At 65.6% G+C, this 26722-nt stretch carries 22 protein-coding genes; 14 read left to right on the top strand and 8 right to left on the bottom strand.

What is annotated here, in order from left to right:
- Nucleotides 1-73: 73 nt before the first annotated feature.
- From BMZ97_RS08560 to BMZ97_RS08550, 3 genes are all read right to left on the bottom strand, one after another.
- Entirely contained in the window at nucleotides 74-1453 is a 1380-nt protein-coding gene (locus BMZ97_RS08560; protein ID WP_092167487.1) for an aspartate aminotransferase family protein, read from the bottom strand.
- Nucleotides 1454-1570: 117 nt separating this feature from the next.
- Entirely contained in the window at nucleotides 1571-3043 is a 1473-nt protein-coding gene (locus BMZ97_RS08555) for an amidase family protein (RefSeq protein WP_092167485.1), read from the bottom strand.
- Between the two features lie 41 nt (nucleotides 3044-3084).
- Entirely contained in the window at nucleotides 3085-3486 is a 402-nt protein-coding gene (locus BMZ97_RS08550) for a MarR family winged helix-turn-helix transcriptional regulator (RefSeq protein WP_092168812.1), read from the bottom strand.
- Nucleotides 3487-3686: 200 nt separating this feature from the next.
- Here BMZ97_RS08550 and BMZ97_RS08545 point away from each other — a divergent pair, with 200 nt between their 5' ends.
- On the top strand, nucleotides 3687-5318 hold the full coding sequence (locus tag BMZ97_RS08545) for a long-chain-fatty-acid--CoA ligase (RefSeq protein WP_092167483.1): 1632 nt from the start codon (nucleotides 3687-3689) through the stop codon (nucleotides 5316-5318).
- 210 nt (nucleotides 5319-5528) lie between these two features.
- Nucleotides 5529-5927, top strand: coding sequence for a hypothetical protein (locus BMZ97_RS08540; protein WP_092167481.1), 399 nt, complete (start codon nucleotides 5529-5531; stop codon nucleotides 5925-5927).
- Nucleotides 5928-6177: 250 nt separating this feature from the next.
- Here the strand turns inward: BMZ97_RS08540 and BMZ97_RS08535 are convergent, their stop codons facing one another.
- Nucleotides 6178-6420: a hypothetical protein gene (locus tag BMZ97_RS08535; protein WP_092167479.1), complete on the bottom strand. Its 243-nt coding sequence runs from the start codon at nucleotides 6418-6420 to the stop codon at nucleotides 6178-6180.
- A 409-nt stretch (nucleotides 6421-6829) separates the two neighbouring features.
- Here BMZ97_RS08535 and BMZ97_RS08530 point away from each other — a divergent pair, with 409 nt between their 5' ends.
- A complete protein-coding gene (locus BMZ97_RS08530; protein WP_092168809.1) occupies nucleotides 6830-8467 on the top strand; it encodes an alpha-D-glucose phosphate-specific phosphoglucomutase in 1638 nt (545 codons plus the stop codon).
- 183 nt (nucleotides 8468-8650) lie between these two features.
- Here the strand turns inward: BMZ97_RS08530 and BMZ97_RS08525 are convergent, their stop codons facing one another.
- Nucleotides 8651-9466 (bottom strand): GntR family transcriptional regulator, encoded by an 816-nt coding sequence (locus BMZ97_RS08525; RefSeq protein WP_092167477.1) that lies wholly within the window; start codon nucleotides 9464-9466, stop codon nucleotides 8651-8653.
- Between the two features lie 187 nt (nucleotides 9467-9653).
- Between BMZ97_RS08525 and BMZ97_RS08520 the strand changes: the two genes are divergently transcribed.
- The 7 genes from BMZ97_RS08520 to BMZ97_RS08490 are packed head-to-tail and all read left to right on the top strand — an operon-like array spanning nucleotide 9654 to nucleotide 18310.
- A complete protein-coding gene (locus tag BMZ97_RS08520) occupies nucleotides 9654-10928 on the top strand; it encodes a M20 family metallopeptidase (RefSeq protein ID WP_244546307.1) in 1275 nt (424 codons plus the stop codon).
- Between the two features lie 11 nt (nucleotides 10929-10939).
- Nucleotides 10940-12499, top strand: a complete 1560-nt coding sequence (locus BMZ97_RS08515) for an ABC transporter substrate-binding protein (RefSeq protein ID WP_092167475.1) — start codon at nucleotides 10940-10942, stop codon at nucleotides 12497-12499.
- A 13-nt stretch (nucleotides 12500-12512) separates the two neighbouring features.
- Complete coding sequence (locus BMZ97_RS08510; RefSeq protein WP_069692897.1) at nucleotides 12513-13460, top strand: ABC transporter permease; 948 nt, start codon at nucleotides 12513-12515, stop codon at nucleotides 13458-13460.
- Entirely contained in the window at nucleotides 13453-14277 is an 825-nt protein-coding gene (locus BMZ97_RS08505; RefSeq protein WP_092167474.1) for an ABC transporter permease, read from the top strand. Before BMZ97_RS08510 ends, BMZ97_RS08505 begins: the two co-directional genes overlap by 8 nt.
- A gap of 8 nt (nucleotides 14278-14285) precedes the next feature.
- A complete protein-coding gene (locus tag BMZ97_RS08500) occupies nucleotides 14286-15920 on the top strand; it encodes a dipeptide ABC transporter ATP-binding protein (protein WP_175525481.1) in 1635 nt (544 codons plus the stop codon).
- 2 nt (nucleotides 15921-15922) lie between these two features.
- Nucleotides 15923-17140 (top strand): M20 family metallopeptidase, encoded by a 1218-nt coding sequence (locus tag BMZ97_RS08495; protein WP_092167470.1) that lies wholly within the window; start codon nucleotides 15923-15925, stop codon nucleotides 17138-17140.
- A 3-nt stretch (nucleotides 17141-17143) separates the two neighbouring features.
- The gene (locus tag BMZ97_RS08490; protein WP_092167469.1) at nucleotides 17144-18310 is read left to right on the top strand and encodes a M24 family metallopeptidase; all 1167 of its coding nucleotides are present in this window, start codon (nucleotides 17144-17146) and stop codon (nucleotides 18308-18310) included.
- A 9-nt stretch (nucleotides 18311-18319) separates the two neighbouring features.
- On the opposite strand, the gene BMZ97_RS08485 is transcribed toward BMZ97_RS08490, so the two are convergent.
- Nucleotides 18320-19660: an omega-aminotransferase AptA gene (locus tag BMZ97_RS08485; RefSeq protein ID WP_092168803.1), complete on the bottom strand. Its 1341-nt coding sequence runs from the start codon at nucleotides 19658-19660 to the stop codon at nucleotides 18320-18322.
- Between the two features lie 85 nt (nucleotides 19661-19745).
- Complete coding sequence (locus BMZ97_RS08480; protein ID WP_092167467.1) at nucleotides 19746-20627, bottom strand: GntR family transcriptional regulator; 882 nt, start codon at nucleotides 20625-20627, stop codon at nucleotides 19746-19748.
- An 84-nt stretch (nucleotides 20628-20711) separates the two neighbouring features.
- On the opposite strand from BMZ97_RS08480, the gene BMZ97_RS08475 reads away from it, so the two are divergent.
- Nucleotides 20712-21854: a C45 family autoproteolytic acyltransferase/hydolase gene (locus tag BMZ97_RS08475; protein WP_092167465.1), complete on the top strand. Its 1143-nt coding sequence runs from the start codon at nucleotides 20712-20714 to the stop codon at nucleotides 21852-21854.
- A gap of 48 nt (nucleotides 21855-21902) precedes the next feature.
- Complete coding sequence (locus BMZ97_RS08470) at nucleotides 21903-23495, top strand: ABC transporter substrate-binding protein (protein ID WP_244546306.1); 1593 nt, start codon at nucleotides 21903-21905, stop codon at nucleotides 23493-23495.
- On the opposite strand, the gene BMZ97_RS08465 is transcribed toward BMZ97_RS08470, so the two are convergent.
- Nucleotides 23438-24139, bottom strand: coding sequence for a GntR family transcriptional regulator (locus BMZ97_RS08465; protein ID WP_092167463.1), 702 nt, complete (start codon nucleotides 24137-24139; stop codon nucleotides 23438-23440). The two genes, BMZ97_RS08470 and BMZ97_RS08465, sit on opposite strands and share 58 nt — an antisense overlap.
- A gap of 107 nt (nucleotides 24140-24246) precedes the next feature.
- On the opposite strand from BMZ97_RS08465, the gene BMZ97_RS08460 reads away from it, so the two are divergent.
- On the top strand, nucleotides 24247-25131 hold the full coding sequence (locus tag BMZ97_RS08460) for an alpha/beta hydrolase family protein (RefSeq protein ID WP_092167462.1): 885 nt from the start codon (nucleotides 24247-24249) through the stop codon (nucleotides 25129-25131).
- A 33-nt stretch (nucleotides 25132-25164) separates the two neighbouring features.
- Complete coding sequence (locus BMZ97_RS08455; RefSeq protein ID WP_092167460.1) at nucleotides 25165-26709, top strand: ABC transporter substrate-binding protein; 1545 nt, start codon at nucleotides 25165-25167, stop codon at nucleotides 26707-26709.
- The last annotated feature ends 13 nt before the right edge of the window (nucleotides 26710-26722 follow it).

Genomic DNA, 26722 nt, shown 5'->3' with positions numbered 1-26722 from the left:
GGCGGGATCGTGATCTCCCCGTGTCGAATTATGTGCGGCCGTAACCGGCCGCCACAATTATGAATGAGGCGGCTCAGGCCGCCAGCAGGCCCTCGGCCTTGGCCCAGTTAAGCGTCTTGTTCAGGGCTCGCTCATAGCGGTTGAACATCTCCTCGATCTCGGCCTCGGTGATGATCAACGGCGGGCAGAAGGCGACACGGTCGCCCATGGCGCGGGTGATCAGGCCTTCTTCCTGCGCGAAGACCACCGATTTGGCTCCGACGCCCTTCTTGGTCTCGAACGGGGCCTTGGTCTGCTTGTCCTTGACCAGTTCAACGCCGCCGATCAGGCCGACGCCACGCGCTTCGCCGACCAGCGGATGCTCGCCGAGCTTCTCCAGCCGCCTGACGAAGGTCGGGGAGACCTTGCGGACATGGTCGACGATCTTCTCGCGCTGGTAGATCTCCAGTGTCTTGACCGCGATCGCGCAGCCGACGGGGTGGCCGGCATAGGTGTTGCCATGGCCGAAGACGCCGATCTTGCGGCTCTGGTCGACGAGCACGTCATAGACCTGCTCGCTCAGCATCACCGCGCTCAGCGGGAAATAAGCCGAGGTGATCTGCTTGGCGAGCGAGATCGTATCGGCCTTCATGCCATAGGTCGTGGTGCCGAACATGTTGCCGGTGCGGCCAAAGCCGGTGATGACCTCGTCCGCAATGAAGAGAATGTCGTATTTCGCCAGGATCGCGTTGATCTTCTCGAAATAGCCTTCCGGCGGCAGGATCGCGCCGCCGGCGCCCATCACCGGCTCGGCGATGAAGGCGGCGACCGTGTCGGGCCCCTCGCGCAGGATCATCTCCTCGAGCTCGGCTGCAAGCCGCGACGAGAAATCCTGCTCGCTCTCGCCAGGTTCGGCGAAGCGATAGTGATGCGGGCAGGAGGTGTGCAGGATACCCGGCAGCGGCAGGTCGAAATCGATATGGTTGTTGGGCAGGCCGGTCAGCGAGGCCGAGGCGACGGTGACGCCGTGATAGCCCTTCAGCCGCGAGATGATCTTCTTCTTCTGCGGCCTGCCGAGCGCATTGTTCATGTACCAGACGATCTTCACCTGGGTGTCGTTGGCGTCGGAGCCCGACGCGCCGTAGAAGACCTTCGAGATCGGAACCGGAGCGATTTCCTTCAGCTTTTCGGCCAGCTCGATCGCCGGATCATGGCTGCGGCCGCCGAAGATATGGGTGAAGGGCAGCTTCTTCATCTGCTCGGTGGCGGTCTCGATCAGCTCCTGATTGGAGTAGCCGAGCGAGGTGCACCACAGCCCCGCCATGCCCTCGATATATTCCTTGCCGGCGGTGTCGTAGACATAGACGCCCTTGCCGCTCTCGAGCACGAGCGGGCCGACCTCGCGATGCGTCGCGAGGTTCGTATAGGGATGGACGAGGGTCTCGATGTCGCGGACGGCGAGGTTGGACAGCATCGTGCGGTTCCCGATCTTTATGGATTGCTTATGCGAGCATAGACCGGGTTCGGCGCAAAAGCTGAGCGATTTTCACGCAGGCCTGCGCAGACTCTGGCGCGGGGCGGCTTGGCCGCGTCAGGATATTGAGCGGGTCCCGGGCGGGGCGCGATAGCCGGCGCCGGAGCGCTCCAGCATGGCGCCGACGGCGATCGCCATGCGGTCCTCGCCGGCCGCCGCGATGACCTGCACGCCGAGCGGCAATCCCGCCTTCGAGAGCCGCACCGGCGCGCTCAAGGCAGGCAGGTCCGCTCCTGTGGCGAGCGAGGCCCAGAGCAGGAAATCGAGATAGGGGCGGGGCTCGCCGTTCACGCTCAATCGCCTGGCATGGATGTCGGGCGTATGGTCGTGCGGGATCGCAGCCACGGGCGCCGGCGGGCAGAGCAGCACGTCGTAACGTGTGAAGAAGCTGGCCCAGCGCCGCTTCAGCGCCAGCCTGCGCTGGGAGAGCTGCTGATAGAGGCCCGGCGTCATCCGCGCGCCGCGCGCCTGCAGGGATTGATGCGAGAGGTCGTTGGGGCTGAAGCCTGAGGCCTGCGCCTGGATGCGGGCGCGTATCTTTGGCGGCAGGCCATAGGCGACGACGGCGTGGTTGAGCAGCGCATAGACTTCGAAGGCCTCCGCGAAGCGCAACGAGGGCCGGGCGGTCTCGTCGACGGTCGCGCCCGCAGCCTGCAATTGCCGCGCTGCCTCGCGCACTGCGTCGGAGACGTCGCGATCGACCGGGGCGAAGGGGTCTTCGGCCCACAGCGCCACCCGCAGGCCCTGCGGCGTCTCGCGCCGGGGCGGTGTCAGCACGGGGCCGGGCGCGGTCGCGTCGCGCGGGCCGGCCAGCACGGCTAAGATCATATCGAGATCCCCGGCTGCCCGCGCGATCGGCCCGGCGACAAGAAGGTCGGGATTGCGCAGCGTGCGCCGCTCGGGCGGCGGGGGAATCGCGCCCCAGGTCGAGACCAGCCCCCAGCTCGTCTTGAGACCGAAAACCCCGCAGGCATGGGCCGGCCAGCGGATCGAGCCGCCGAGATCTGAGCCGAGTTCGAAGGCGCACATGCCGGTCGCGACCGCTGTTGTTGCACCGCCCGAGGAGCCGCCGGGCGAACAGGCTGCGTCCCAGGGATTGTTGGTCACGCCATGGGCCGGGTTGTAGCTCTGGAAATCGCCGGAGAAGACCGGGACATTGCTCTTGCCGATGATGACGACGCCGGCTGCCCGAAGCCTTGCGACGGCGGTCGCATCCTCCGCCGGGATGCGCTCCCGATAGGCCGGCAAGCCGCCGGAGGAGGGCAGGCCGGCGACGTCGAAGGCGTCCTTGATCGTGATGGGCAGCCCTTCCAAGGGGCGGGCTGCGCCGGAAGCGATGCGCCTGTCGGATTCGCGCGCCGCGGCGCGGGCGAGGTCGCGATCCTGTGCGATGACGGCGTTGAGGCCGGGATTGAGCGCATCGATGCGGGCGAGGCTGGCTTCGAGCAGGTCGCTCGCGGTGAAACGGCGCGCGAGAAGCGCTTCTCTCAGGCTCGTTGCGGAGGCTGTGAGATCGATCGTCGCGCTCATCTCGCAGCCTTCTTCATGCCGTGCTGGCGCGGCCGGTGGCGTCAGCTGGCGTCGACGGCGCGGGCCAGGTCGCGCCAGGCCTTGACGAGGCGGTCGAGCTCGGCGAGGTCGTCGCCCGGCAGCTTGCCCAGCGTGCTGGCGACGAAATCGCGCTGCGCGGCGATACCGGCCTCGGCCAGCCTGCGGCCTTCCGGGGTCAGGTGCATCGCATAGGAGCGCCGGTCGCCGGCGATCGCCCGACGTTCGACGAGGCCGGCCTGGACGAGGCGGTCGGCGAGGCCCGAGACATTGCCCTTGGTGACGTAGAGACGCTCGGCGAGTTCGCTCTGGCTGATGCCCTCGCGCTCGGTCAGCGTCGAGAGCAGATCGAATTGCGGGATCGAGAGCCCGAGCGTCCGGATTCGTGCCGTCATCTGCATGAGCATGCGCTGGTGCAGCCGCATGAAACGGAACCAGACGCGATCGGGCTCGGCAGGCTCAAGGCTCGGGGCGAGGTTGGAGGCGGACACGGGCTTCGGGCTCTCCGGGCGGAATTGATACGACCTAAACCATCTCGCTCCTGGGCGCGAGCCCCGCTTTCATATCCGTGTGGCTTGCGCCTATTCTGCCCGCAACAACAAACAAGATTGCAGGGGAGGAGCCGATGCTCGGCTTGATGCAGGACTGGCCGCTGCTGCTGCACCGGATCATCGACCATGCTGCGATCCAGCATGGCACACGCGAGGTCGTCAGCCGGGCGGTGGAGGATGGCTCGATCAGGCGCACGACCTATGCGCAATTGCGCCGCCGCGCCTTGCAGGTCGCCAAGCGGCTCGGCCGGGAAGGCATGGCGCCGGGCGACAGGGTCGCGACGCTAGCCTGGAACACGGACCGCCATCTCGAGCTCTGGTACGGCATCAGCGGCATGGGGGCGATCACGCATACGGTCAATCCACGCCTGTTCCCGGAGCAGATCGCCGGGATCATCGACCATGCCGGCGACAGAATGCTGTTCCTCGACCTGACCTTCGTAGCCCTGGTCGAGCAGTTGCAGACGAAGATTCCGAGCGTCGCGCGTTTCGTCATCCTGACCGATGCCGCCCATATGCCCGAGACCTCGCTGAGGGGCGCGGTCGCCTATGAAGACTGGCTCTCCGAGGCCGATGACGATTTCGCCTGGGCAAAGCTCGACGAGAACACGGCGGCCGGGCTCTGCTACACCTCGGGCACCACGGGCGGCCCCAAAGGCGTGCTCTATTCGCACCGCTCCAATGTGCTGCATGCCATGGCCTGCGCGACGCCCGACTATCTCGGCCTGTCCTCGCGCGACACGGTGCTGCCGGTGGTACCACTGTTCCACGCCAATAGCTGGTCGCTGGCCTATTCCGCGCCGATGACGGGGGCCAAGCTGGTCATGCCGGGCGCCAAGCTCGACGGGGCTTCGCTGCTCGAGCTGCTGGAAACGGAGGGCGTGACCTGCACGGCGGCGGTGCCGACGGTCTGGCTCGGCCTGCTCCAGCATCTGGAGGCGACAGGTGCGGGCCTCTCGACGCTGAAGCGCGTCGTCATCGGTGGCTCGGCCTGTCCGCGTGCGATGACGGAGGCCTTCGAGCTTAAATACGGCGTCACCGTTTCGCATGCCTGGGGCATGACCGAGATGAGCCCGATCGGCTCGTTCTGCTCGGTCAAGCCGATCTATCAGCATCTCGAAGGCGAGGCGCTCTATGACCTCAAGGTCAAGCAGGGCCATCCGCCCTTCACCGTCGAGTTCCGCATCACCGACGATGCAGGCAAGGACCTGCCCTGGGACGGCGCGACCTTCGGCCGGCTCAAGGTGCGCGGGCCCGCTGTGGCGGGCGCCTATTTCCGCCGCGAGGACGAGCCGATCCTCGACGAGCAGGGCTTTTTCGATACGGGCGATGTCGGCACCATCGATGCCGCCGGCTACATGCAGATCACCGACCGCTCCAAGGACGTGATCAAGTCAGGTGGCGAGTGGATTTCCTCGATCGATCTTGAAAACCTGGCGGTCGGTCACCCCGATGTGCTTGAAGCCGCGGTCATCGGGGTCGCCCACCCGAAATGGGATGAGCGGCCGCTCCTGGTGATCGTGCCCAAGCCCGGCCGGACGCCCGGCAAGGAGGAGATGCTCGCCTTCATGACCGGCAAGATCGCGAAATGGTGGCTGCCCGACGATGTCGTGTTGGTCGAGGCGATCCCCCATACCGCGACGGGCAAGATTCAGAAGACGGCGCTGCGCGAGCAGTTCAAGGATTATCGCCTGCCGGGGGCGTGAGCGGGCAGCGCGCGGCCTTCTGATGGATGGCGGGTCGATGCCGGAGAGCGGCGGCATTTGCACGAGCGTGAGCTGGAGCGAGCGGTCACCGGGATGTGATCGTGGCGACAGCTCCCAAGCTCCGAGTCATGGTTAACGTTCATTGTATGTTCATACGAGAAGGCCGAGATTTCAGTCTAGGGCGAGGCTATTTGTGATGGGAGAACCGTCATGATCTCGACATTCAGCATCAGCAAGACCTTCAGCATCAGCAAAACAACTGCCGCCGCGCTCGCCGCGGCAGTGATGTCCGCAGGCGTCATCGCATGGTCGGCGCCCGCAGAGGCGCGGCCCCATGGCGGCGGCTTCCATCGTGGGGGCTTCCACGGTGGTGGCATGGGTTTCCGCGGCGGCGGATTTGCGCATCGCGGCTTTGCCGGCCGGCCGGCTTTCGCCTTTGGCCGGCATTTCCACGGCAACCGCTTCTTCGGCGGCCCGGCTTTCGCGCTCGCTTTGGGGGCGCCCTATTACTACAATAATTACTACAGCGGCGATTGTTACCCTGTGTGGCGGCGCTATTACGACCCTTGGGGCTACGTCGTGACTCGCCGGGTCACGGTCTGCAACTGACGCCGACGCACCGCGTCTAACACGCTATAATGCGGCGTGGTGATCGCGCCTGTCAGATCTGGCGCGGTCTCCTTGCGTTTGGCGGGACGGTCAGGGCTCTTCCCGCTTCGCTATTGCGACGCGGACATGCCGATTCCTGCTTCGTGGGCTGTTTGCGATAGAAACGAGCCCCTCTACGCATCTGCCAATGTCAAGCGTTGTGGGCAGGGAGATGTTACCCGCCCCTATATGCAGGCGTTCTACGGCAAGATTAGAATCGGCGGTTGTGCTGGTCGATGACGTTGATGCCGCGAGACACGGCGCGAACTTGCTTGGGCATCCGATGGAAAAGAGCGAATGCGCCGAGCGAAGCGAGGATGAGCGGCCATCCTGCGCTGACGAATGCGATCGCGATCGCATCGCTCCAAGTGACGCGGCGCATCGGCAACTCCATGATTGAGTTCAGGCCGAGCCACACACCGCCCATTCCATAGATCAGCGCCAGCCAGATCATGAGAACGCTTTCGATATACCGCGTTTCAACGATAACATTAAATTCTTGGTAATCATAGTGTTCGATTTCGCTCGCGCAAGAAACAGGCCAAGACCGCATCTGCGTTGCGAGGCATGCGCTAGCATTCGGAAATTTGAGCGCCGAGTGACGGGTTCCAAGCGATAGATTCTTGGCTCGGGCGTGGCGGGCGACCCTTGCCAGTTTATGGGCGACAGAGAACCCGCACCGTCGATGCTTGGAGTGTAGGTGCGATCGGCTTGCAGATTTTTGCGTTGTTCCGCCCCTAGCCTTTAGTGGGCCTGGGCTGCCAGCGGCATGAGCTTCGTGCTAGTCAGGCCAGATCGTTCCTGCCCCAGGTCGTTCTTGCCCATAGTGTTCCCGCCTATCCGGAGTCAGCATGTCGAACGCGTTGCGGATTCTCCGCATTGAGACGAGCCCCTTTCCCGATCAGGAGCCCGGCACGTCGGGCCTGCGCAAGGCGGTCCCGGTTTTCCAGCAGCCGCATTATCTTGAGAACTTCGTTCAATCGATCTTCGATGCCGTTCCCGAACTGCGTGGCGGCACGCTGATCCTGGGCGGCGATGGCCGCTTCCATAATGCCGAGGCCGTCCGCGTCATCGTCGCCATGGCGCTCGCCAATGGTGTCGCGCGGATCGTCGTGGGCCAAAGCGGGCTTTTGTCCACGCCCGCCGTCTCGGCGATCATCCGCAAGCGCGGCGCGCAAGGCGGCATCGTGCTGTCGGCGAGCCATAATCCAGGCGGGCCGGATGGCGATTTCGGCATCAAGTTCAATGCCGATAATGGCGGGCCGGCAGCGCCTGCTGTGACCACGGCGATCTTCGCACGCACGCGCGAGATCACAGCATACCAGATTGCGGACGGTCTCGAGCTTGCGCTGGGAACGATCGGGACCACCACGCTCGGTTCGGGCCAGGTTGTCGAGGTGATCGATCCGGTCACCGATTACGTCGCGCTGATGCAGACCCTGTTCGATTTCGACAGGCTCGGTGCCCTGTTGCGTTCAGGCTTCCGGATGCGGTTCGACGCCATGAATGCGGTGACCGGTCCCTATGGCCAGCGCATCTTCGAGGAGCGCTTGGGCGCGCCTGCAGGCAGCGTCATGAATGCGGTGCCGCTGCCCGATTTCGGCGGGCTGCACCCGGACCCGAACCCGGTCTATGCGGCCGAATTGATCGCGGCGATGGCGGGATCGGAGAAGCTCGATTTCGGCGCGGCCTCCGACGGCGACGGCGACCGCAATCTGATCGTGGGACCTGGCGGCCAGGTCGTGGCGCCAAGCGACAGCGTTGCGATCCTCGCCGCTAATGCCCATCTCGCGCCGGGCTATGCCGCAGGTCTCAAGGGCGTCGCTCGCTCGATGCCGACAAGCCGCGCGCTCGACCGCGTCGCGAAGGGGCTGAACCTGCCGCTCTACGAGACGCCGACGGGCTGGAAATTCTTCGGCTCGCTGCTCGATGCGGGATTGATCTCGCTCTGCGGCGAGGAAAGCGCGGGGACGGGCTCGAACCATATCCGCGAGAAGGACGGCGTCTGGGCGGTCTTGCTCTGGCTCTCCATCGTGGCGGCGCGCAAGCAATCGGTGACAGAGATCGTTGCTGATCATTGGCGCCGCTATGGCCGCGATTACTACCAGCGCCATGACTATGAGGAGATCGACAGCAAGGTCGCTGCCGACCTCGTTGCCGGGCTCAGGAGCAGGCTCACGACCTTGCCGGGGCAGAGCTTCGCCGGCATGACCGTCACTGCTGCCGATGAATTCAGCTACACCGACCCGGTCGACGGCTCCGTGACCGAGCGCCAGGGCCTGCGCATCCTGTTCGACAACGATGCCCGCATCGTCTTCCGGCTGTCGGGGACGGGCACCAAGGGCGCGACGCTCAGGATCTATCTGGAGCGCTTCGAACCGGACCCGGCGCGGCACGGGCTCGACCCGGCGGCCGTGCTGGAGCCCCTCGCGAAGGCTGCCGCGGCGATAGCGGAACTGGCGGAGCGTACGGGCCGGACGGAGCCGACGGTCGTCGCCTAGCGTCGGGTAGAGTTCGCCCGAACCACGCCGTCCCGCTTGGAACCTGAGCGTCATTCCGGACAAGCGGCGTAGCCGCGCCGATCCGGAATCCATCGTAGAGTTCGTCGCTTTGCGATGGATTCCTGTGTCTTCGCTTCGCTGCGCCCGGAATGACGGCGTGATTCCGAGTATAAGCCGTGCGCTCTAACGCACCTCGTTGACGTAGATATGGGCGCGGGTGGTTGCGCGGTGCTGGCCCAGGATGGTCGGCACGCCGGCTTGGTCATAGGCCACTTCCTCGATCGTCAGCACGGCCTCGCGCCCGGTGAGAGCGAGCAGGGCGATGTCCTCGTCATTGGCGAGATCGGCCGCGATCTGCTCGCGCACGGCCGAGATGCGGACACCGTAGCGCTCCAGCAGATGCAAGTAGAGCAATTGGGGCAGGGCGGCGGGATCGCGCGGCAGGCCGGGCACGCGCTCCGCCGCGAGGACCAAACGGTCATGCATCACCGGCTTGCCGTCAGCATGGCGGATGCGGTGCAGCTTCACCACTTCGGCCTCCGGCTTGATCTGCAGCAGTGCGGCCTGCTCGGGCGTTGCCTGCGTATGCTCCACGCTGAGCATCTGGCTGGTCGAGCGCGTCAGGCTGCCATCGGCGCGATGCAGCCGGAAATACTGGAAGAAGAAGCGCAGGCTGTGATGCGGGCTGCGGCCGGTCACCACCGTGCCGGTCTTGCGCCGACGCGAGAGCAGGCCTTCCGCGACGAGATCGCTCATCGCCCGGCGCACCGTGCCGACCGCAATGCCGAAACCTTGGGCAAGCGCGGTTTCGTTGGGAAGCACCATTCCCGGCTGCCATTCGCCGACCAGGATGGCCTCCGACATATGGCGCTTCACCTTCTCGTAAAGCGGGGCGGCGTCGCTATTGGCCAGGTTGGGAAGCGTGGGCTGGGCGCTTGCCCGTTGCGTGGCGGGTTCGGAGGCTGCGGCCGTCGTTTTTTTGGCATTGACAGCAGGCATGCGCTCGTCCCTATTTCTATATAGTTTATATGAATGCGAGGTTCTTGCAAATGGCGACGCCAGTTTGGCCCGCGCAGCGTCTCCATCGCAGATCGTGGTTGCGCGCGACAAGCGCCGTCTCGGCGCGCTGATCGCGATGACCTCCGCTTCCGCCCCGAGACAGGATGCTTCAGCCTTGGCGCCGGCCATGGCGTGGATCGCTGGCGAGATTGAAAGCGCTGCCAACGATCTCGGCGCGATGATCGCAGTCGACACCTCGTTTCCGCCGGGGCGAGGCTATGACGCCTTCGCCGATCTGATGGAGGGGCTGGTCGCACCGCTTGGCTTCGCGCATGAGCGCGTCGTGGTGCCCGAGGCGCTTTGGCAAGTGCCGGGCGGCCCGGCATTCGGTCCCCGGACCAACCTCGTCTCGACGCGGCGCAGCGGCAAGCCGGTCTGTGGTCTGTATTTCCATGTCGACACCGTGCCGGCCGCGCCCGGCTGGCAGGGCGATCCGCTGCGCATGGCGCGCGACGGCGACAAACTGATCGGGCTCGGCGCCGCCGATATGAAGGGCTGCATCGCAGCCGTGCTGCTGGCGCTGCGCGCGGCGGAAGCCTGCAATGTGGCCCTCGCCTATGATCCGATGCTGCTGTTCTGCACCGACGAGGAAGGCGGGCTCTTTCCGGGTATTCGCTATCTCGCCGAGCAGGGCCGCCTCGAAGGCCATGTCCTGAATTTCAATGGCAGCGCGGAGGCCCGCATCTGGGCCGGCTGCTTTGGTCTTTTCAACCTGCTGGTCCGGCTGCGAGGCCAGGCGGTGCATGCCGGCGAGGGCAATCGCTCCGGCTCCGGCCTCAACGCGATCGAGGGCGCACTGCCATTGCTCGATGCGCTGGTGGTGCTGAAGGCGCGCGTGGCGACGCGCCTTTCGGCTCTGCCACCGCCACCGGGCAAGCCGGCGCTTGCGGCGCAGCTCAACATCGCGACGATCAATGGCGGCACAGCCGGGGGACAGGTGCCGGCGCTGCTCGAGCTGACGATCAACCGCCGTTATGCGCCCGAGGAGCGTTTCGAGGAGGCGCTGGCGGAGATCGAGGCCGTGGTCCGAGAGGCAGTCGCCAAGACGCCGGGGCTGAGCGTCGAAACTGCCCTGGTCGGTCATCTCGCCCTGACCTCCGATCCGACCGGGCCGCATTGGCCGCGCTGGCAGCGCGCGATGGGGCAGGGCTTTGGCTATGCGCCTGAAGAGTTCCGCAAATGGGGCGCTGCGAGCTGCTCCGATTTCGGCTGGGTCCAGCGCACTACTGGCATGCAGGAGGTGCTGCTCGGCGGGCTTGGCCGTCCGAGCCGCAACATCCATGCGCCGGGCGAACACACCACGACAGCCGATGTGGTCGCCCTGGCGCGCAGCGTCCTCGCTTATCTCGCGGCCGATTTCGCGCCTGAATTGATCCCCGAAAACACCTCGTCCCAAAGCTGAAGGAGCGCCCCATGCCGAGCGTCAATCGTCGCCATTTCCTCGCCGCCTCCGCTGCGCTCAGCGGTTTCGCCATGACCGGCTTCGATGCCGTGGCACAGGCCCAGGCTCCCCGCCGGGGCGGCACGCTGCGCGTCAGCGTCGACCAGGCCGTAGCCAAGCTGAACCCGCTCGTGACCCGGGTGAACCCGGAATATCTGGTCTCGGAGCTGCTCTATTCCGCGCTGACACGCCTCAAGGTCGATATGAGCGTCGAGCCGGACCTGGCCGAATCCTGGAGCAACTCCGCCGACCTGCTCGAATGGACCTTTGTCCTGCGCAAGGGCGTGACCTTCCATGACGGCAGCGCCTTCACGGCCGCCGACGTGGTCGCGACCTTCGAGGCGATCCTCGACGCCAAGACCGCCTCGCCGGCGCGCCAGAATGTCGGCCCGATCAGCAAGGTCGCCGCCAAGGACGACGCCACCGTCGTCTTCACCCTCTCGGCGCCCTATGCCGACCTGCCGGTGGCGCTGGCCTATACCAACGCCAAGATCGTGCCCGCCGCCGTGATCAAGGCCGGCCTTGGCCGTCTCGACCGCGAAGCTGTCGGCACCGGACCGTTCAAGCTGGTCTCCTTCGAGCCGGAGCGGCTCATCGTAGTCGCCCGCAACGACGCCTATTACGACAAGGCGCGGCCTTATCTCGATCGCGTCGATGTCGTGGTCTATCCCGACATCAGCGCCGAAAGCTCGGCCCTGATCGCCGGCGACACCGACCTGATCTCGACTGCCCAGCCGACCGAGTATGGCCGTCTGGAGAAGGCTGCCGGCGTCAAGGGGCTGCGCGTGGCCTCGGGCCAGTTCTGCAACGTCAATTTCGGTTGCGATACCAAGCCCTTCAACGATGTGCGCGTGCGCCAGGCACTGGCCCTGACGGTGGACCGCACCGCGATGGTCGACTTCGTCACCGAGGGCTATGGCACGCCGGGCAACGACACGCCTCTCAATGCCGCCTATCGCTTCTATTCCGAGCAGGCGCTGAAGAAGCCCGACATCGCCAAGGCCAAGGCGCTGCTGGCCGAGGCCGGCTATCCCAACGGCATCGAGGCGACGCTGATCGCCTCCGATCGTCCCTCGCTGCGCACCCAGATGGCGGTTGCGCTGCGCGAGATGGCCAAGCCCGCCGGCTTCCGCATCAATGTCGAGACGATGCCGCATGCGACCTATCTCGATCAGGTCTGGAAGAAGGGCTCGTTCTATGTCGGCTTCTACAACATGCAGCCGACGGCCGACGCCATCTTCGCGCTGCTCTACACCTCCAACGCCGCCTGGAACGAGACGCGCTGGAACAACGCCGCCTTCGACAAGCTGGTCAACGAGGCGCGCGCGACGGTCGACGAGGCCAAGCGCCGCGAGCTCTATGGGCAGGCTCAGGCTCTGATGAATACGGAAGTGCCGTCGATCATCCCGACCTTCTTCGATCTGCTCGCCGCCCGGCGCGACTGGGTGCAGGGCTATGAATTGCATCCGCGCGGCGCGGTGTTCCGGCTCGATCATGTCTCGCTGGGCGCCAATGCGCCCAAGCGCGCCTGAGGGGCAAGCGCGCGTGTCGCCGGCCTATATCCTCAAGCGTATCGTGCTGGTCGGCTACACGCTGCTTGTCGTGTCGCTCATCGTCTTTGCGATCACCCAGATCCTGCCGGCCGACGCGGCCGTCATGATGCTGGGTGAGAACGCGACGACTGAAGCGCTCAGCGCGCTGCGCGCCAAGATGGGCCTCGACGCGTCGATCTGGGCTCAATACGGCCATTGGCTCGCCGGTGTGCTGCGAGGCGATTTCGGCGTCTCGATGCGCACCGGCCAGCCGGTCGGACCGGTGATGATCGAGGCGCTCGGCCGCTCGCTGCTGCTCGCCTTGTTCTCGATCGTGCTGATGCTGGTGCTGGCCCTGCCGCTTGGCATCATCGCGGCCGTCAGGCGCGGCCGCATCGCCGATCTTTTGGTCAGCGTGATCTCTTATATCGGGGTCTCGCTGCCGGAATTCGTCACCGCCACGCTGGTCGTGCTGGTGCTGGCCGATTGGCTGCAATGGCTGCCGGCGACGGGCTATGTGCCGCTGACCGAGAACCCGCTGCAGGGCCTCAGGCATCTCGTCCTGCCGGTGCTGACCATTTCGGTCATCCTGATCGCGCATGTCTCGCGCATGGTGCGCTCGGAATTGGTCGATGTGCTGCACACCGATTATGTCCGCGCCGCCCGCCTCAAGGGGCTGCCGAAGCGCACGGTTCTCTACAAGCACGCGCTGCGCAACGCGCTGCTGCCGACGATCACGATCGTGGCACTCGATGTCGGCTATCTGCTCGGCGGCGTCATCGTGGTCGAGGAGATTTTTGCGCTGCCCGGCATCGGCCGCCAGCTCATCGTCGCGATCCAGAGCCGTGATCTGCCCTCGATCCAGGCCGGCGCGCTGATCATGGCCGCGACCTACGCCATCGCCAGTTTCCTCGCCGACATCGCCTATGCCCGGCTCGACCGGAGAATCCAGTATGATTGAGCTGTTGCGCCGCGTGCTGCGCTCGCCGCAGGGAGCGCTCGGGCTCGTCCTGGTCGGGCTGATCCTGCTCGTGGTCATCATGGGCCCGTGGATCGCGCCCTATGACCCTGAAAGCCTCGCGCCCCTGCAGCGCTACAAGCCGCCGAGCGCGCTGTTCTGGCTCGGTACCGACCAATATGGCCGCGACATCCTGAGCCGCCTGCTGCATGGCGCGCGCGCCACCGTGGTGATGGCGGTGTTCGCGACCGCGCTCGGCACGCTGGCTGGCGCCGTGATCGGCACGATCTCGGCCTTTCTCGGTGGTCGCAGCGACGAGGCGATCATGCGTACCGTCGATGCGGTGATGGCGATCCCGAGCCTGTTGCTGGCCCTGCTGATCGTCAACCTGCTCGGCAAGAGCAGCTGGAACGCGCTGCTCGCCATCGCTATTGCCTTCACGCCCGGCATGGCGCGGGTGACGCGCTCGGTCGCGCTTGCCGTGCGCAAGCAGGATTATGTCAACGCCGCCATCGCACGCGGCGAGAGCGCGCGCTTCATCGTCTGGCGCGAGATGCTGCCCAATGTCGTGGCGCCGATCATCGTCGAGATGACGATCCGCGTCGCCTTTGCCGTGATGCTGTTCGCGACCTTGAGCTTCCTTGGTCTCGGCGCACAGCCGCCGGCCTCGGAATGGGGGCTGATGGTCGCCGAGGCCCGGCGCTTCATGCATCTGAGCCCGTGGATGATCCTCTGGCCGAGCCTGGCGGTCGCCTTCGTCGCGATCGGCTTCAACCTGCTCGGCGACGGCCTGCGCGACGCGCTCAACCCGCGCACATGAGGCCGACCATGACGCCGATCCTCGACATCGCCGGCTACTGCCTCGACTACGCTACGCCCGCCGGCTTCACTCGCGCACTCGACGCGGTCACATTGAGCGTCGCCAAGGGCGAGGTGCTCGGTCTCGTCGGCGAATCCGGCTCCGGCAAGACCTCGCTCGCCTGGGCGATCATGCGCCATCTGCCGCAGAGCGCCCGGGAGGCTGGCCGCATCCGCTTGATCGACAAGGAGTTGACCACGACCAGCGAGGCTGAGATCGAGGCCATTCGCGGCCGGCGCATCGGCATGGTCTTCCAGGATCCGAGCACCTCGCTCAACCCGACCTTGCCGCTGGGTGAGCAATTGGCCGAGGTGCTGGAACATCATCGCGGCCTGACGCGCAAGCAGGCCTGGGCTGAGGGTGAGGCGATGCTTGCCCGCGTCGGCCTGAAGGTCCCGGCAGAGATGATGCGGCGCTATCCGCATGAGGCCTCGGGCGGCGAGAAGCAGCGCGTGGTCATCGCCACCGCCTTCGCCTGCCAGCCGGAATGCATCATCTTCGACGAGCCGACGACGGCGCTCGACGTCATCACCGCCCGCCAGATCCTCGATCTGTTCGGCGAGTTGCAGGCCGAGACCGGCGTTGCCTCGCTCTACATCTCGCATGATCTGGCTCTGGTCTCGCGCGTCGCCAATCGCGTTGCGGTGATCCATCGCGGCCGCATCGTCGAGCAGGGCAAGGTGGACGAGGTCTTTGCCAACCCGCGGGACGCCTATACACAAAAGCTGCTCGCCGCCGTGCCGCGCCCGGACCATCGCCTTGTCGAGGCGGGCCCGGGCACCGAGGCGAAGGCGCTGGTCGAGGTCGACAAGGTCAGCGTCCGCTATGGCCGCAAGCCCTTCCTGGCGAAGCTGCTTGGTCGCGAGAACACCCAGTTCACCGGCAATCGCGACATCAGCCTCTCCGTGCGCGAGGGCGAGATCCTCGGCATCGTCGGCGAATCCGGCTCGGGCAAATCGACGCTTGCCAGGGCGCTGACGGGGCTGAACCCGTTCGAGGGCGAGATCCGTTTCGCCGGCCGCCCGATCGGCGGATTGAAGGATATGGACCGGGCCTATCGCCGCGATGTCCAGATCATCTTCCAGCACCCCGATTCCTCGCTCAATCCGCGCCAGCGCATCCGCGAGATCCTGTCGCGGCCGCTGGCGCTCTACGGCACGGTCGAGCAACGCGAGGACGCAAAGGCGATCGGGGAGTTGCTCGAACAGGTGCGCTTGCCGGCGGCCTATGCCGAGCGCTATCCGCACCAACTGTCCGGCGGCGAGAAGCAGCGCGTGGCGATCGCGCGCGCCTTCGCCTCGCGGCCAAAGCTGGTGATCTGCGACGAGATCACCTCGGCGCTCGACGTTTCCGTGCAGGCCTCGGTGGTGGAGCTTCTGGTCGATCTGCAGAAGCGTTTCGGCACCGCCTATCTCTTCATCACCCATGATCTCAACCTGGTGCGCCAGATCGCGCATCGCATCGCGGTGATGTATCGCGGCGACCTCGTCGATCTCGTCGATGTCGCCGACCTCTCGGGCGGGCAGGTCCATGCCTATACCCGCTCGCTGATCGAGGCCGTTCCGGCCCCTGCCGCTCCCGCATCTGAGCTTCCAAGGATTTGACGATGGATCGCGCTGCCCTCCTGGCTCGTCTCGACGAGAAAGCCGCCCTCGATTTCCTCAGCGCCATGGCGCGCCACAAGAGCTATTCGGAGACGGAAGGCGAGCGCGTGCTCGCCGCCTTCATGGCCGACAAGATGCGCGAGATCGGCATCGAGGCCGAATTGCAGCCGGTCGTCGGCGAGCGCGTCAACGCCATCGGCCGCTGGAAGGGAACAGGCGGCGGCAAGAGCCTGCTGTTCAACGGCCATCTCGACACCAACCCGGCGACTGAGGGCTGGACGGTCGATCCCTGGGGTGGGCTCGTCGACAAGGAGTTCATCTACGGCATCGGCGTCTCCAACATGAAGGCGGGGGATGCTGCCTATTTCTGCGCGGTCAAGACGCTGATCGACGCCGGCGTGAAGCTGAAGGGCGATGTCGTGCTGACCTATGTCGTCGGCGAATTGCAGGGCGGCGTCGGCACGGTCGCGGCGATCAGGAACGGGGTGAAGGCCGACTACTTCATCAACTCCGAGCCGAGCGACCTGCAGGCCATCACCATGCATGCCTGCGCCTTCACCTTCGTCATCGAGCTGACCGGCAACACCCGCCATCTCTCCAAGCGCGAACAGGCGGTCGATGCCATCGTCGCGGCCTGCGACCTGATCCCGCGCCTCAACGCCATGACCTTCTCCGGCGCGAAATCCGACGAGCACCGCTCGATCAACCGCGTCCATGTCGGCGTGGTTCGCGGTGCGCTCGGCAAGGAGCTACATGAATGGCGTGCGCCGCAGGTCGCCGACTTCGCCCGGATCAAGGGTTCGGGGCGCTATGCGCCGGGCCAGACCGAGGCCGGGGCCATCGCCGATATGCGCCGCGAGCTCGATGCGCTGGAGGCGCGCTTCCCCGGTTTGAAAGCGACGATCCGCACCGAGAAGGAAGAGGGCCACAGGTCGATGCCGGCCTTCGAGGTCGCTAGGGACGCCCGCATCGTCAAGACGATCAACGCCGCCTATCAGGAGGTGCGCGGCGAGGCGCAGCCGACGGGGGCGATCGCGCCTCCCGGCTTCTTCGGCACCGATGCCGGCCATTTCTATGCGGAGCTCGGCATGGAAGGCATCGTCTGCGGGCCGGGCGGGCGCTACAACACCATGCCCGATGAGCGCGTCGAGATCGTCGACTACCTCGCCATGATCCGGATCTACATGCTCTGCATCCTCGACATCTGCGAGATCGCCTGAACGATGTTTTCGCCCCAGGAGTTCGCGCCCCAGGAGTTCGCGCCCCGGGAGTTCGCAAGCCGCGTCGCCAGGGCGCGGGCGGCGATGGTCGAGGCCGGTGTCGATCTCCTTCTGGTCGATCATGCGGAATGCCTGGCCTGGCTGACCGGCTACACCGTCTCTGAGACGATGTATCGCGCGGCTTTCCTGCCGCTTGCGGGCGAACCCTGGTTCGTCCTGCGCGAGCTCGATGCGCAGCCCTGCCGCAACGCCTGCTGGTTTTCCGACATCCGAGGCTTTGCCGACACGGCCGCGCCGCATGCGGTGATGGCCGAGGCGATCCGCGCCCGGGGCCATGCCGCCTCCCGGATCGGGGCCGACCACAACTCCTATGGCTTCACGGCTGCGACGCGCGACCGGCTCCAGGCGCTCCTCCCGGAGGCGCGTTTCGTCGACATGCCGGGCGCCGGCGACCTGCTGCGCCAGGTCAAATCCGAGGCCGAGATCGGATTGCTCGCGCAGGCGGCCGGGATCGCCGACAAGGCCATGGCGGCCATCGTGGCGAAGGCGCAGCCGGGATTGTCACCGCGTGCGGCGGCGGCGATCGCGGCTGCGAGCTTCCTGGAGAACGGCGCCGATACCGGCGAGACGGGGCCGATCGTGCCCGGCATCGGCGATCACGAATTCCTGCATGGCGTGATGACCGCGCAGCCGCTTGATGATGGCGACGTGCTGCATGTTGAATTGATCCCGAGGGTTGCGAATTATGGCGCAAGGCTGATGCGGCCGGTGCTGATCGGCTCGGACCGGCGCGGTCTTGCGCCATTGGCCGAGCGGCTTGTCGCTTTGCAGGACCGGCAATTCGCGGCGATGCGGCCGGGCGCTCTCGCTGGCGAGGTCGACGCCGTCCTGCGCGAGGCGGTGCTCACCGAGCGCCTGCGGCAGGCTTACGACAATGTCAGCGGCTATACGCTCGGGCTCTACGCACGGACGCCGCGCTCGAGCGATTTTTCGCGCGTCTTCCTGCCCAATGCGACGTGGCGATTGGAGGAGGGTATGGTCTTCCACATGTATGTCTCAGCCGGCGGGCTCGGCTTCAGTGAGACCATCGTCGTTCGCGCGGGCGGCGGGGAACGATTGACCGGGACGGCGAGGGGGCTGCTGCGGGCCGGCGGCCCGCAGCTCTCCTGACCGAGCCTCTCAACCGATCCGCGACAAGGCGGCGTCGATCGTCGCGAAGATCGTCTCGATCTCGTCGGGCGCGATGACCAGCGGCGGCGACAGCACGAGCGTGTCGCCGGCATTGCGGATCAAGAGGCCGGCGTCGTAGCAAAGCTTGGCGCAGGCGCCGCCGCGCGCGCCCTCCATGCCGGGGCGTGGCGAGAGATCGATGGCGCAGAGCAGCCCGGCCGTGCGGATATCCGCGACATGCGGCGCGCCCTTGAGGCGGTGGGCGCGATCCTCCCAGAGCGGCAGCACGCCGCGCAGGCGCCCGAGCAGATCCTGCTCGGCGAAGATATCGAGCGTCGCGAGGCCTGCCGCGCAGGCGAGCGGATGGGCCGAATAGGTATAGCCGTGGAAGAGCTCGACCGCCTCCGGCGGCCCGGCCATGAAGGCCTCATAGACATGGCCGGCGACGAGTACGCCGCCCATCGGTACGGCGCCGTTGGTCATGCCCTTGGCGCAGCTCATCAGATCGGGCTTAACGCCATAGGCCTGGGCCGCGAAGGGCGTGCCCAGCCGGCCGAAGCCGGTGATGACCTCGTCGAAGATCAAGAGGATGCCGTGCTTGTCGCAGATCGCGCGTAGGCGTTCGAGATAGCCCTTGGGCGGCGGGTAGACGCCACCCGAACCGGTGACGGGCTCGACGATGACGGCGGCGACGGTCGAGGGATCATGGATCTGCAGCAAGGTCTCCAGCGCCTCGGATGCGCTCGCCCCGCCCTCCGGTTGGCCGCGCGAAAAGGCCATGCTGGCGCGGTCATAGGGCAGCGGCAGATGGGCGACATCGGCGAGCAGCGGGCCGAAGGCGGCCTTGTGGCGGCCGATGCCGGCGACAGAGAGGCCGCCAAAGCCGACGCCGTGATAGCTCTTATGGCGTCCGATCAGCTTGGTGCGGCCGGCCTGGCCCCGGGCATGGTGGTAGGCGCGGGCGATCTTCAGCGCGGTGTCGACGGCCTCCGAGCCCGAATTGACGAAGAAGACATGGTCGATGCCCTCGGGCGCGAACTCGCAGAGCCGCTCCGCATAGGCTTCCGCGGCTGGGTGGCTCATCTTGAAGGAGGAGACGAAATCGAGCCGGCCGGCTGCCTCGCGAATGGCCTCGACGATGCGGGGCTGGCCATGGCCGGCATTGACGCACCAGAGCCCGGCCATGCCGTCAAGGATGCGCCGGCCTTCCGGCGTGACGTAATGCATGCCCTCAGCGCTTTCGAACAGCATCGGCTCGCGCTGGAAACCACGCATCGGCGTGAACGGCATCCAGAAGGCATCGCGCCGGTTGGCGAGGTGGGGCTGGGGCGGGGCGGCATGGGCGGTCATGATCGGTCCTCGGCGAAGCGGGACGATCATGATGTCTTTATTAGATACAAAAGACAATATCTGTTCGATGATGCCGTTTCGCGGTTCAGTCGAACCCGTTGGCGCGGCGGAGCTGGCTGGCGCGCTGGAGATGGCTGCGCATCAGGGCTGAGGCGAGTTCGCGGTCGCCGGCTTCGAGACAGTCCAGCATCTGCAGATGTTCGCGGCAGTTCACGACGACGCGCTCGAAGCCGAAGACCCAGTCGTAATTGGACAGGCGGCGCAGCTGATTCTGCCGCCGGATTGCCGAGTGGATGTAGCGGTTGCCCGAGGCCGCCGCCAATCCCTCATGGAAATCGGCGTTCATCTCGTAGAAGCCGATGCTGGAGGCTTCGCGCCAGGGGCGCTCGAGCGTCTCGCGATGGCGTGCGCGCATCTCATCGATCCAGCCCTGTTCGAGCGAGAAACCAGGCTCCAGCAGCGCCATCGGCTCGATCAGCAGACGGAAGCGGTAGCGTTCGTCATGGGCTGAAGGGTCGCGCGGATTGTGCAGGAAGCGCCAGCCATAACCGGGCTTGCGCTCGACCATGTCGAGGTCGGCGAGGCGGGCGAGGAGGCGCTGGACCTCGGGCCGGCCGAGATCGTAGCGCCGCATCACCTCCAGCTCGGAGATGTCGTCGGGAAGCTGCCCGGTCTCGCGGTCATGGGCGATCTTGACCATGGCGAGTTCGGTGGCGTCGGGATTCCCGCCATTGCCCGCGGTCGTCGCCGGCGTACTCAGCAACTCGACGCCCTTGTTGGGATGGCGCCGCACGACACCTTGCCCGGCGAGATAGTCCAGGGCGGCGCGGACCGGCGTGCGCGAGACATTCAGGCGGCGCGCGGCGCTGTTCTCATTCAGCCAGGCGCCGGCCTCCAGGCCATCCTCGCGCACCATCTGGAGAATGCGCTCGGCGATATCCTGCTGCAGCCGGGTGGGGGTCGTCATTGAAAAACTCTTGATTGTCTTAGTTGGCAATGAAATACATCAAGGATTGACGGTGCGCCAGCGCGCTACTGCGGAGTCCCGACCATGGTTGAACCTTGCCCCTTCGTCGACGTTTCCGGCACGCCCTATGAACGCGGCCGCCAGCATGGCGCTGCCGTGCCGCAGCGCGTCAAGCGCTCGATCGAGCTCTATGGCAGCCAGCTTGGGGATCTCGGCTATGACGCCGCCGCGAAATCGGCCCTGATCGCCGAATTCGCCCGCGAGATCGAGGCCTTCGGTGCGCATTACATCGAGGAGATGCGCGGCATCGCCGACGGCGCCAAGGTGCCGCTCGAAGACATCGTCATGATCAATGCCCGCACCGAGGTCATCGCCAAGGCCAAGCTCATCAAGAGCACGCCGATCACCGAGACCGAGGAGCTCGACGATGGCTGCACCGGTGCGGTGATCCTGCCCGAGCGCAGCGCCAGCGGCGAATTGATCCACGGCCAGAATTGGGACTGGAAGGCGGAATGTGCCGAGACCGCGATCGTGCTGCGCGTGCGCCGCGAGGACGGGCCGGATTTCCTGACTTTCGTCGAGGCCGGCGGCCTCGCCCGCTGCGGCACCAATGCGGCCGGCATCAGCATCACCGCAAACTATCTCGAATCCGAGCGCGATTTCACGCAAGTGGGCGTGCCGCTCGCCCTGATCCGCCGCAAGGTGCTTGAGCAGGAGCATCTCGCCTTTGCGATCAAAGCGGTCGCGACCACACCCAAGGCCTGCTCGAACAACATGATGCTCTCGACGGTGAAGGGCTTCGCCATCGATTTCGAATGTGCGCCGGACGAGGCCTTCCCGATCTATCCGAGCGAGGGCTTGATCGTGCACGCCAATCACTGGGTCGGCCAGGTCGCGCTGACGAAACTAAGGGATACCGGGACGCCGCGCGTCCCCGAGAGCTTCTACCGCGATTGGCGGGTGAAGAAGCTGCTCGACGAGGCCGGCGAGAAGCTGACGGTCGCTGATCTCAAGCACGCCTTCTTCGATGATTTCCTCACCCCCCATTCGGTCTGCCGGCCGCCGCGCCTCAACGATGCCGGCAATCTCTCGGCCACCGTCGCGATGGTGATCATGGAGCCGGGCAAGGGGAGCATGGAGGTCGCGCTGCTACCGGCGCTGAACCGGGTCTTCACGCGCTACAGCCTGACGGACGAGCCGGTCACGCTCGCGCAGGCCGCCGAATAGCGGAATCCACACACCGGCCGAACAGCTCGTCATAAAAAAGAGGGGAACATGCCGATGCGTCGATGGAATTCGTGGTTCGCAGGTCCTGCTACAAGTCTCGCTACAAGTCTCGCCGCCGGCTTCATGCTGGGCGTGACGATCACCGCTTCGGCGCAGGCGAGCAGCCTGCGCGTCCAGCTGCCCTTCGATATCCGTTCGATCAATCCCGGCGTCAATCGCGATCACAACACCGACGGCGTCGTGCTCCATATGGTCGAGGGGCTGGTCGCCTATGGCGAGGATGCCTTGCCCAAGCCGCTGCTCGCCGAAAAGGTCGAGATTTCCGGCGATGGCAAGACCTACAGCTTCACGCTGCGCCAGGGCGTGAAGTTCCACAACGGCGCCAGCCTGAGCTCGGAAGACGTGGTCTGGAGCTGGAACCGTTACATGGATCCGAAGACGGACTGGCGCTGTCTGTCCGAATTCGACGGGCGCGGCACGGTGAAGGTCGAGACCGTGACCGCACCCGACGCCCGCACCGTCGTGTTCACGCTGGACAAGCCGAGCGCGCTGTTCCTGACCTCTCTGGCGCGCACCGACTGCGCCATGACGGGCATCCTGCACAAAGATTCCGTCAAGGCCGATGGCAGCTTCGACAAGCCGATCGGAACCGGCCCGTTCAAGCTCGGCGAGTGGAAGCGCGGCGAATACATCAAGCTGGAGCGCTTCGCCGACTACGCATCCCTGCCTGGCAAGATCGACGGTTTGACCGGGGCGAAGCGGCCGCTCGTCGACGAGCTCCGTTTCGTCATCATCCCCGACAGCGCCACCGCCAAGGCAGCGCTGGAGCGCGGCGACGTCGATGTCGTCCCCGATGTCGCCAATGCCGATGTCGCCGAGCTCAAGAAGGGTGGCAAGGTCTCGCTCTCCGTCGTTTCCAGCATGGGCCTTGTCGGTTTGATCATCCAGACGCGCGACCCGGTGATGGGCAACGTCAAGCTGCGCCGCGCCATCGCGGCTGCGATCGACACCGACGAACTCGTCGGCGCGGTGACGGACGGCATCGGCAAGCCCAATCAGTCGATCGTTCCGGCGCTTTCGGCCTATCACGGCCCGGTCGAACAGCAGGGCGTGAAATACGATCCCGCAGCAGCGAAGAAGTTGCTCGCCGATGCCGGCTACAAGGGCGAGAAGATCGTGATGCTGGCGAACAAGCGCTACACGAACAGCTTCGACGCCGCCGTCATCGCCCAGCAGATGTTGAAGACGGCCGGGATCAATGTCGAGATCGAAGTGCTGGAATGGGCGACGCAGCTCGACCGCTACAACAAGGGCAATTACCAGATTCAGGCCTTCCCTTATTCAGGGCGGCTCGATCCGTCGCTCTCCTTCGAATCGATGACCGGGCCGAAGGACAAGCAGCCGCGCAAGCTCTGGGACGATCCGCAGGTGCAGGCGCTGCTCGACAAGTCGATGGTCGTTGCGGGGAAGGCCGAGCGTCAGGCGATCTTCGACGAACTGCACAAGCGCTTCATCGCCGATGTGCCGATGGTGATGCTCTATAACGGCATCGTCAGCGGCGCCTTCTCGAAGCGGGTCAAGGGCTACACCTCGTCCCTGACCTCGCTGCCCCGGCTCTGGGAGGTCTCGGTCGATGGCTGAGCGTGCGCCTGCGCCTCGATCATGTCCTTGACGATATGATGGGCGATCAGCCCGGCGAGGCGCGTCGCGTCACCTGCACGCAGGGCCTCGACCATGGCGTGGTGGTCGCGGTCGCTGTTGAGCAGCGCCTGATGCGAACTCCAGACCGTGACGGAGGAGCCGCGCGAGCGGTCCCGCAGCCCCCAGATCGTCTCTTCGAGCACGGGGTTGCCGGAGACAGCGTACATCAGATGGTGGAAGGCGCTGTTGATCTCGCTCTGCTCGATGCGCGTGCCGCTCAGGACCGCCTGGCTGAAGCGATCGGCGAGTTCGCTCAGTCGCGCGATCGTCGCGGCATCGATGCCGGCGACGATGCCGGGCGCAGCGGCGGTCTCCAGGATGATGCGGGTGTCCCGGATCGCGCGCTGGGTCTTCAGGTCGATCTCGGCGACACGGTAGCCGCGATTGGGGACATGCTCGATGGTCTTGCGGACGGCCAGTTCATCGAGCGCGCTGCGCACGTCGAAACGCGTCGCCTTGAAGGCCTCCTCGAGGTCGATCTGGCGCAGCCATTCGCCCGGCCGGTAGGCGCGCATATGGATCGCTTGCGCAATCTCGCTGGCCAGCGCGCGCTTCTCTCTCTGGCGGATCGGACGAGTCGTCATCGGGTGTCTTTAGCAGATTCCAGATTTGTCGCATCGGGCCGTTGCGAGCCCCATAATAACATGCAACATAATTGGCGCCAATTATTACGCCAATTGAAAGGCGCGCCATGACCGCTCCCGCAACCGCCTCCTCCCAGCTGGACGATGCCGCCGCGATCGCTCGCGCGCTCTACGATCTCGGCCCGACCCCGGTGATCGCCTGCAAGGCCGATCCGCGCTTCAGCTATTGCCTCTATGTGCCAAAGACGCTGGGGCAGGGCGGTGAGCCGCCGGAACTCGTCGTCGCCATGCACGGCACCGGGCGCGGCTTCACTGGCTATCGCGACGCCTTCGAGGAATTCGCGCGCTGGAACAATTGCGTCGTGCTGGCGCCGCTGTTTCCGATCGGCGTGCTAGGCGACGATAATCGCGACGGCTTCAAATATATGCGCGAGGGCGAGATCCGTTATGATCATGTCCTGCTCGCCATGGTCGACGAGGTGGCGCAGCGTTATGGCCTGAGCATCGATCGCTTCGCGCTGTTCGGCTATTCCGGCGGCGGCCATTTCGCCCATCGCTTCCTGTTGCTGCAGCCGCAGAAGCTCTGGGCCTGCTCGATCGGTGCGCCGGGTTCGGTGACCTTGCTCGACCCGACGCGCGACTGGTGGGTCGGCACCCGCAACATGGCGCAGCTCTTCGGCGTGGCTCCCGATATCGAGGCGATGCGCCAGGTTCCGGTGCAGATGATCGTCGGTGCGGCCGATCTCGAGACCTGGGAGATCACCCACAAGCAGGGCGGCCGCAACTGGATGCCAGACGCCAACCATGCCGGCGCGACGCGCCCCGAGCGGCTGGCGAGCCTGCAGAAGTCCTTCGAGGCCGCGGGCGTGTCGGTGCGCTTCGATCTCGTGCCCAACATGGCTCATGACGGCCTGAGGGCCGTGCCGCGCGTGCAGGATTTCTTTGCCGATGTGCTCGCCCGCCGACGTGCCGGCGCGGCCAGGGCCGCCTGAGCACCACCTAAAACAAACAATAAGGGGACCGTTATGAACCGTGTGCTCGCTTCCGCTTTCATGCTCGCCGCAATGGCTGGCCCCGCTGCCGCACAATCGCTCACTGTTTCGGTCCCGGCCGATGTCCGCAGCATCAATCCCGGCGTCAACCGCGACGACAACACCGACGATTTCGTGCTGCAAATGGTCGAGGGTCTCGTCGGCTATGACGAGGGCGGCACGCCCGGCCCGCTGCTCGCAGAAAAGATCGACGTCTCCGCGGACGGCAAGACCTACACCTTCACCCTGCGCAAGGGCGTGAAGTTCCACAACGGCGCCCCCCTGACCTCGGCGGACGTCTTGTGGAGCTGGAACCGCTACATGGATCCGAAGACGGACTGGCGCTGCCTGACCGAGTTCGACGGCCGCAATGGGCTCAAGGTCGAGGCGGTGGAAGCTCTCGACGCCAATACCGTGACGATGAAGCTGAATGCGCCCAACGCGCTCTTCCTCGACGCGCTGGCCCGCACCGACTGCGCCATGGCCGCCGTGATCCACAAGGATTCGGTCAAGGCCGACGGCTCCTTCGACAAGCCGATCGGCACCGGCCCATTCAAGATGGGCGAGTGGAAGCGCAACGAATTTTACACGATGAGCGCTTTCGAGGACTACGCATCGCCGAAGACCGACGGCAAGATCGACGGCTATCTCGGCTCCAAGCGCCCGCTAGTGAAGGATGTGAAATTCCTGATCGTGCGCGACCCCGCGACGGTCAAGGCCGGCCTGCTCTCGGGCGCCATCGACATGGGTGGCATCCTCAACAGCGATGTCGATGAGCTGCGCAAGGCGCCGAGCCTGACCGTCCAGGTCGGGACCAATGCCGTGCGCCATGGCCTGCTGATCCAGACGCGTGACCCGCTGCTCAAGAACGTCAAGCTGCGCCAGGCCATCGCCGCCGCGATCGATTATGACGAGCTGGTTTCCGCGGCCTCGGCCGATCTCGCCAAGCCGAACAACTCGCCGCTCTATCCCGGCTCGTCCTATTTCGGCGATGTCGAGAAGCAGGGCTTCAAATACGACCCGGCGCAGGCAAAGAAGCTGCTTCAGGAATCCGGCTACAAGGGCGAGACCATCACCATCCTCGCCAATAAGCGCCCGACCGCGGTGAGCTTCCCGCAGGCGGTCGTCGCGCAGTCCATGCTGCAGGCCATCGGCATCAAGGCGGAGATCGAGGTGCTGGAATGGGCGACCCAGCTCGACCGCTACAACAAGGGCAACTACCAGATGCAGGCCTTCTCGTTTTCGTCGCGCTTCGATCCGGCGCTCGGATTCGAGCAGTTCTCCGGCAATAAGGACAAGCAGCCCCGCAAGATCTGGGAGGAGCCGCAGGCGCTCGCCCTGATCGACAAGGCGATGGTGGTCGCCGACAAGGCCGAGCGTCAGAAGCTCTTCGACGAATTGCACAAGCGCTACATCGCCGAGGTGCCGATGATCTTCACCTTCAATGGTGTCGAGCCTTACGCCCTGTCCAAGCGCGTCAAGGGCTTCGAAGCCTGGCAGTCCAAGCAGCGCATGTGGGAAGTCACGCTCGCCAACTGAGCCATCCCCGACA

This window comes from Allobosea sp. OK403, from assembly GCF_900113835.1.
Lineage (GTDB): Bacteria > Pseudomonadota > Alphaproteobacteria > Rhizobiales > Beijerinckiaceae > Allobosea.
Note: the sequence above shows the minus strand (reverse complement) of the source record. Positions and strands in the feature narration are given on the sequence as shown.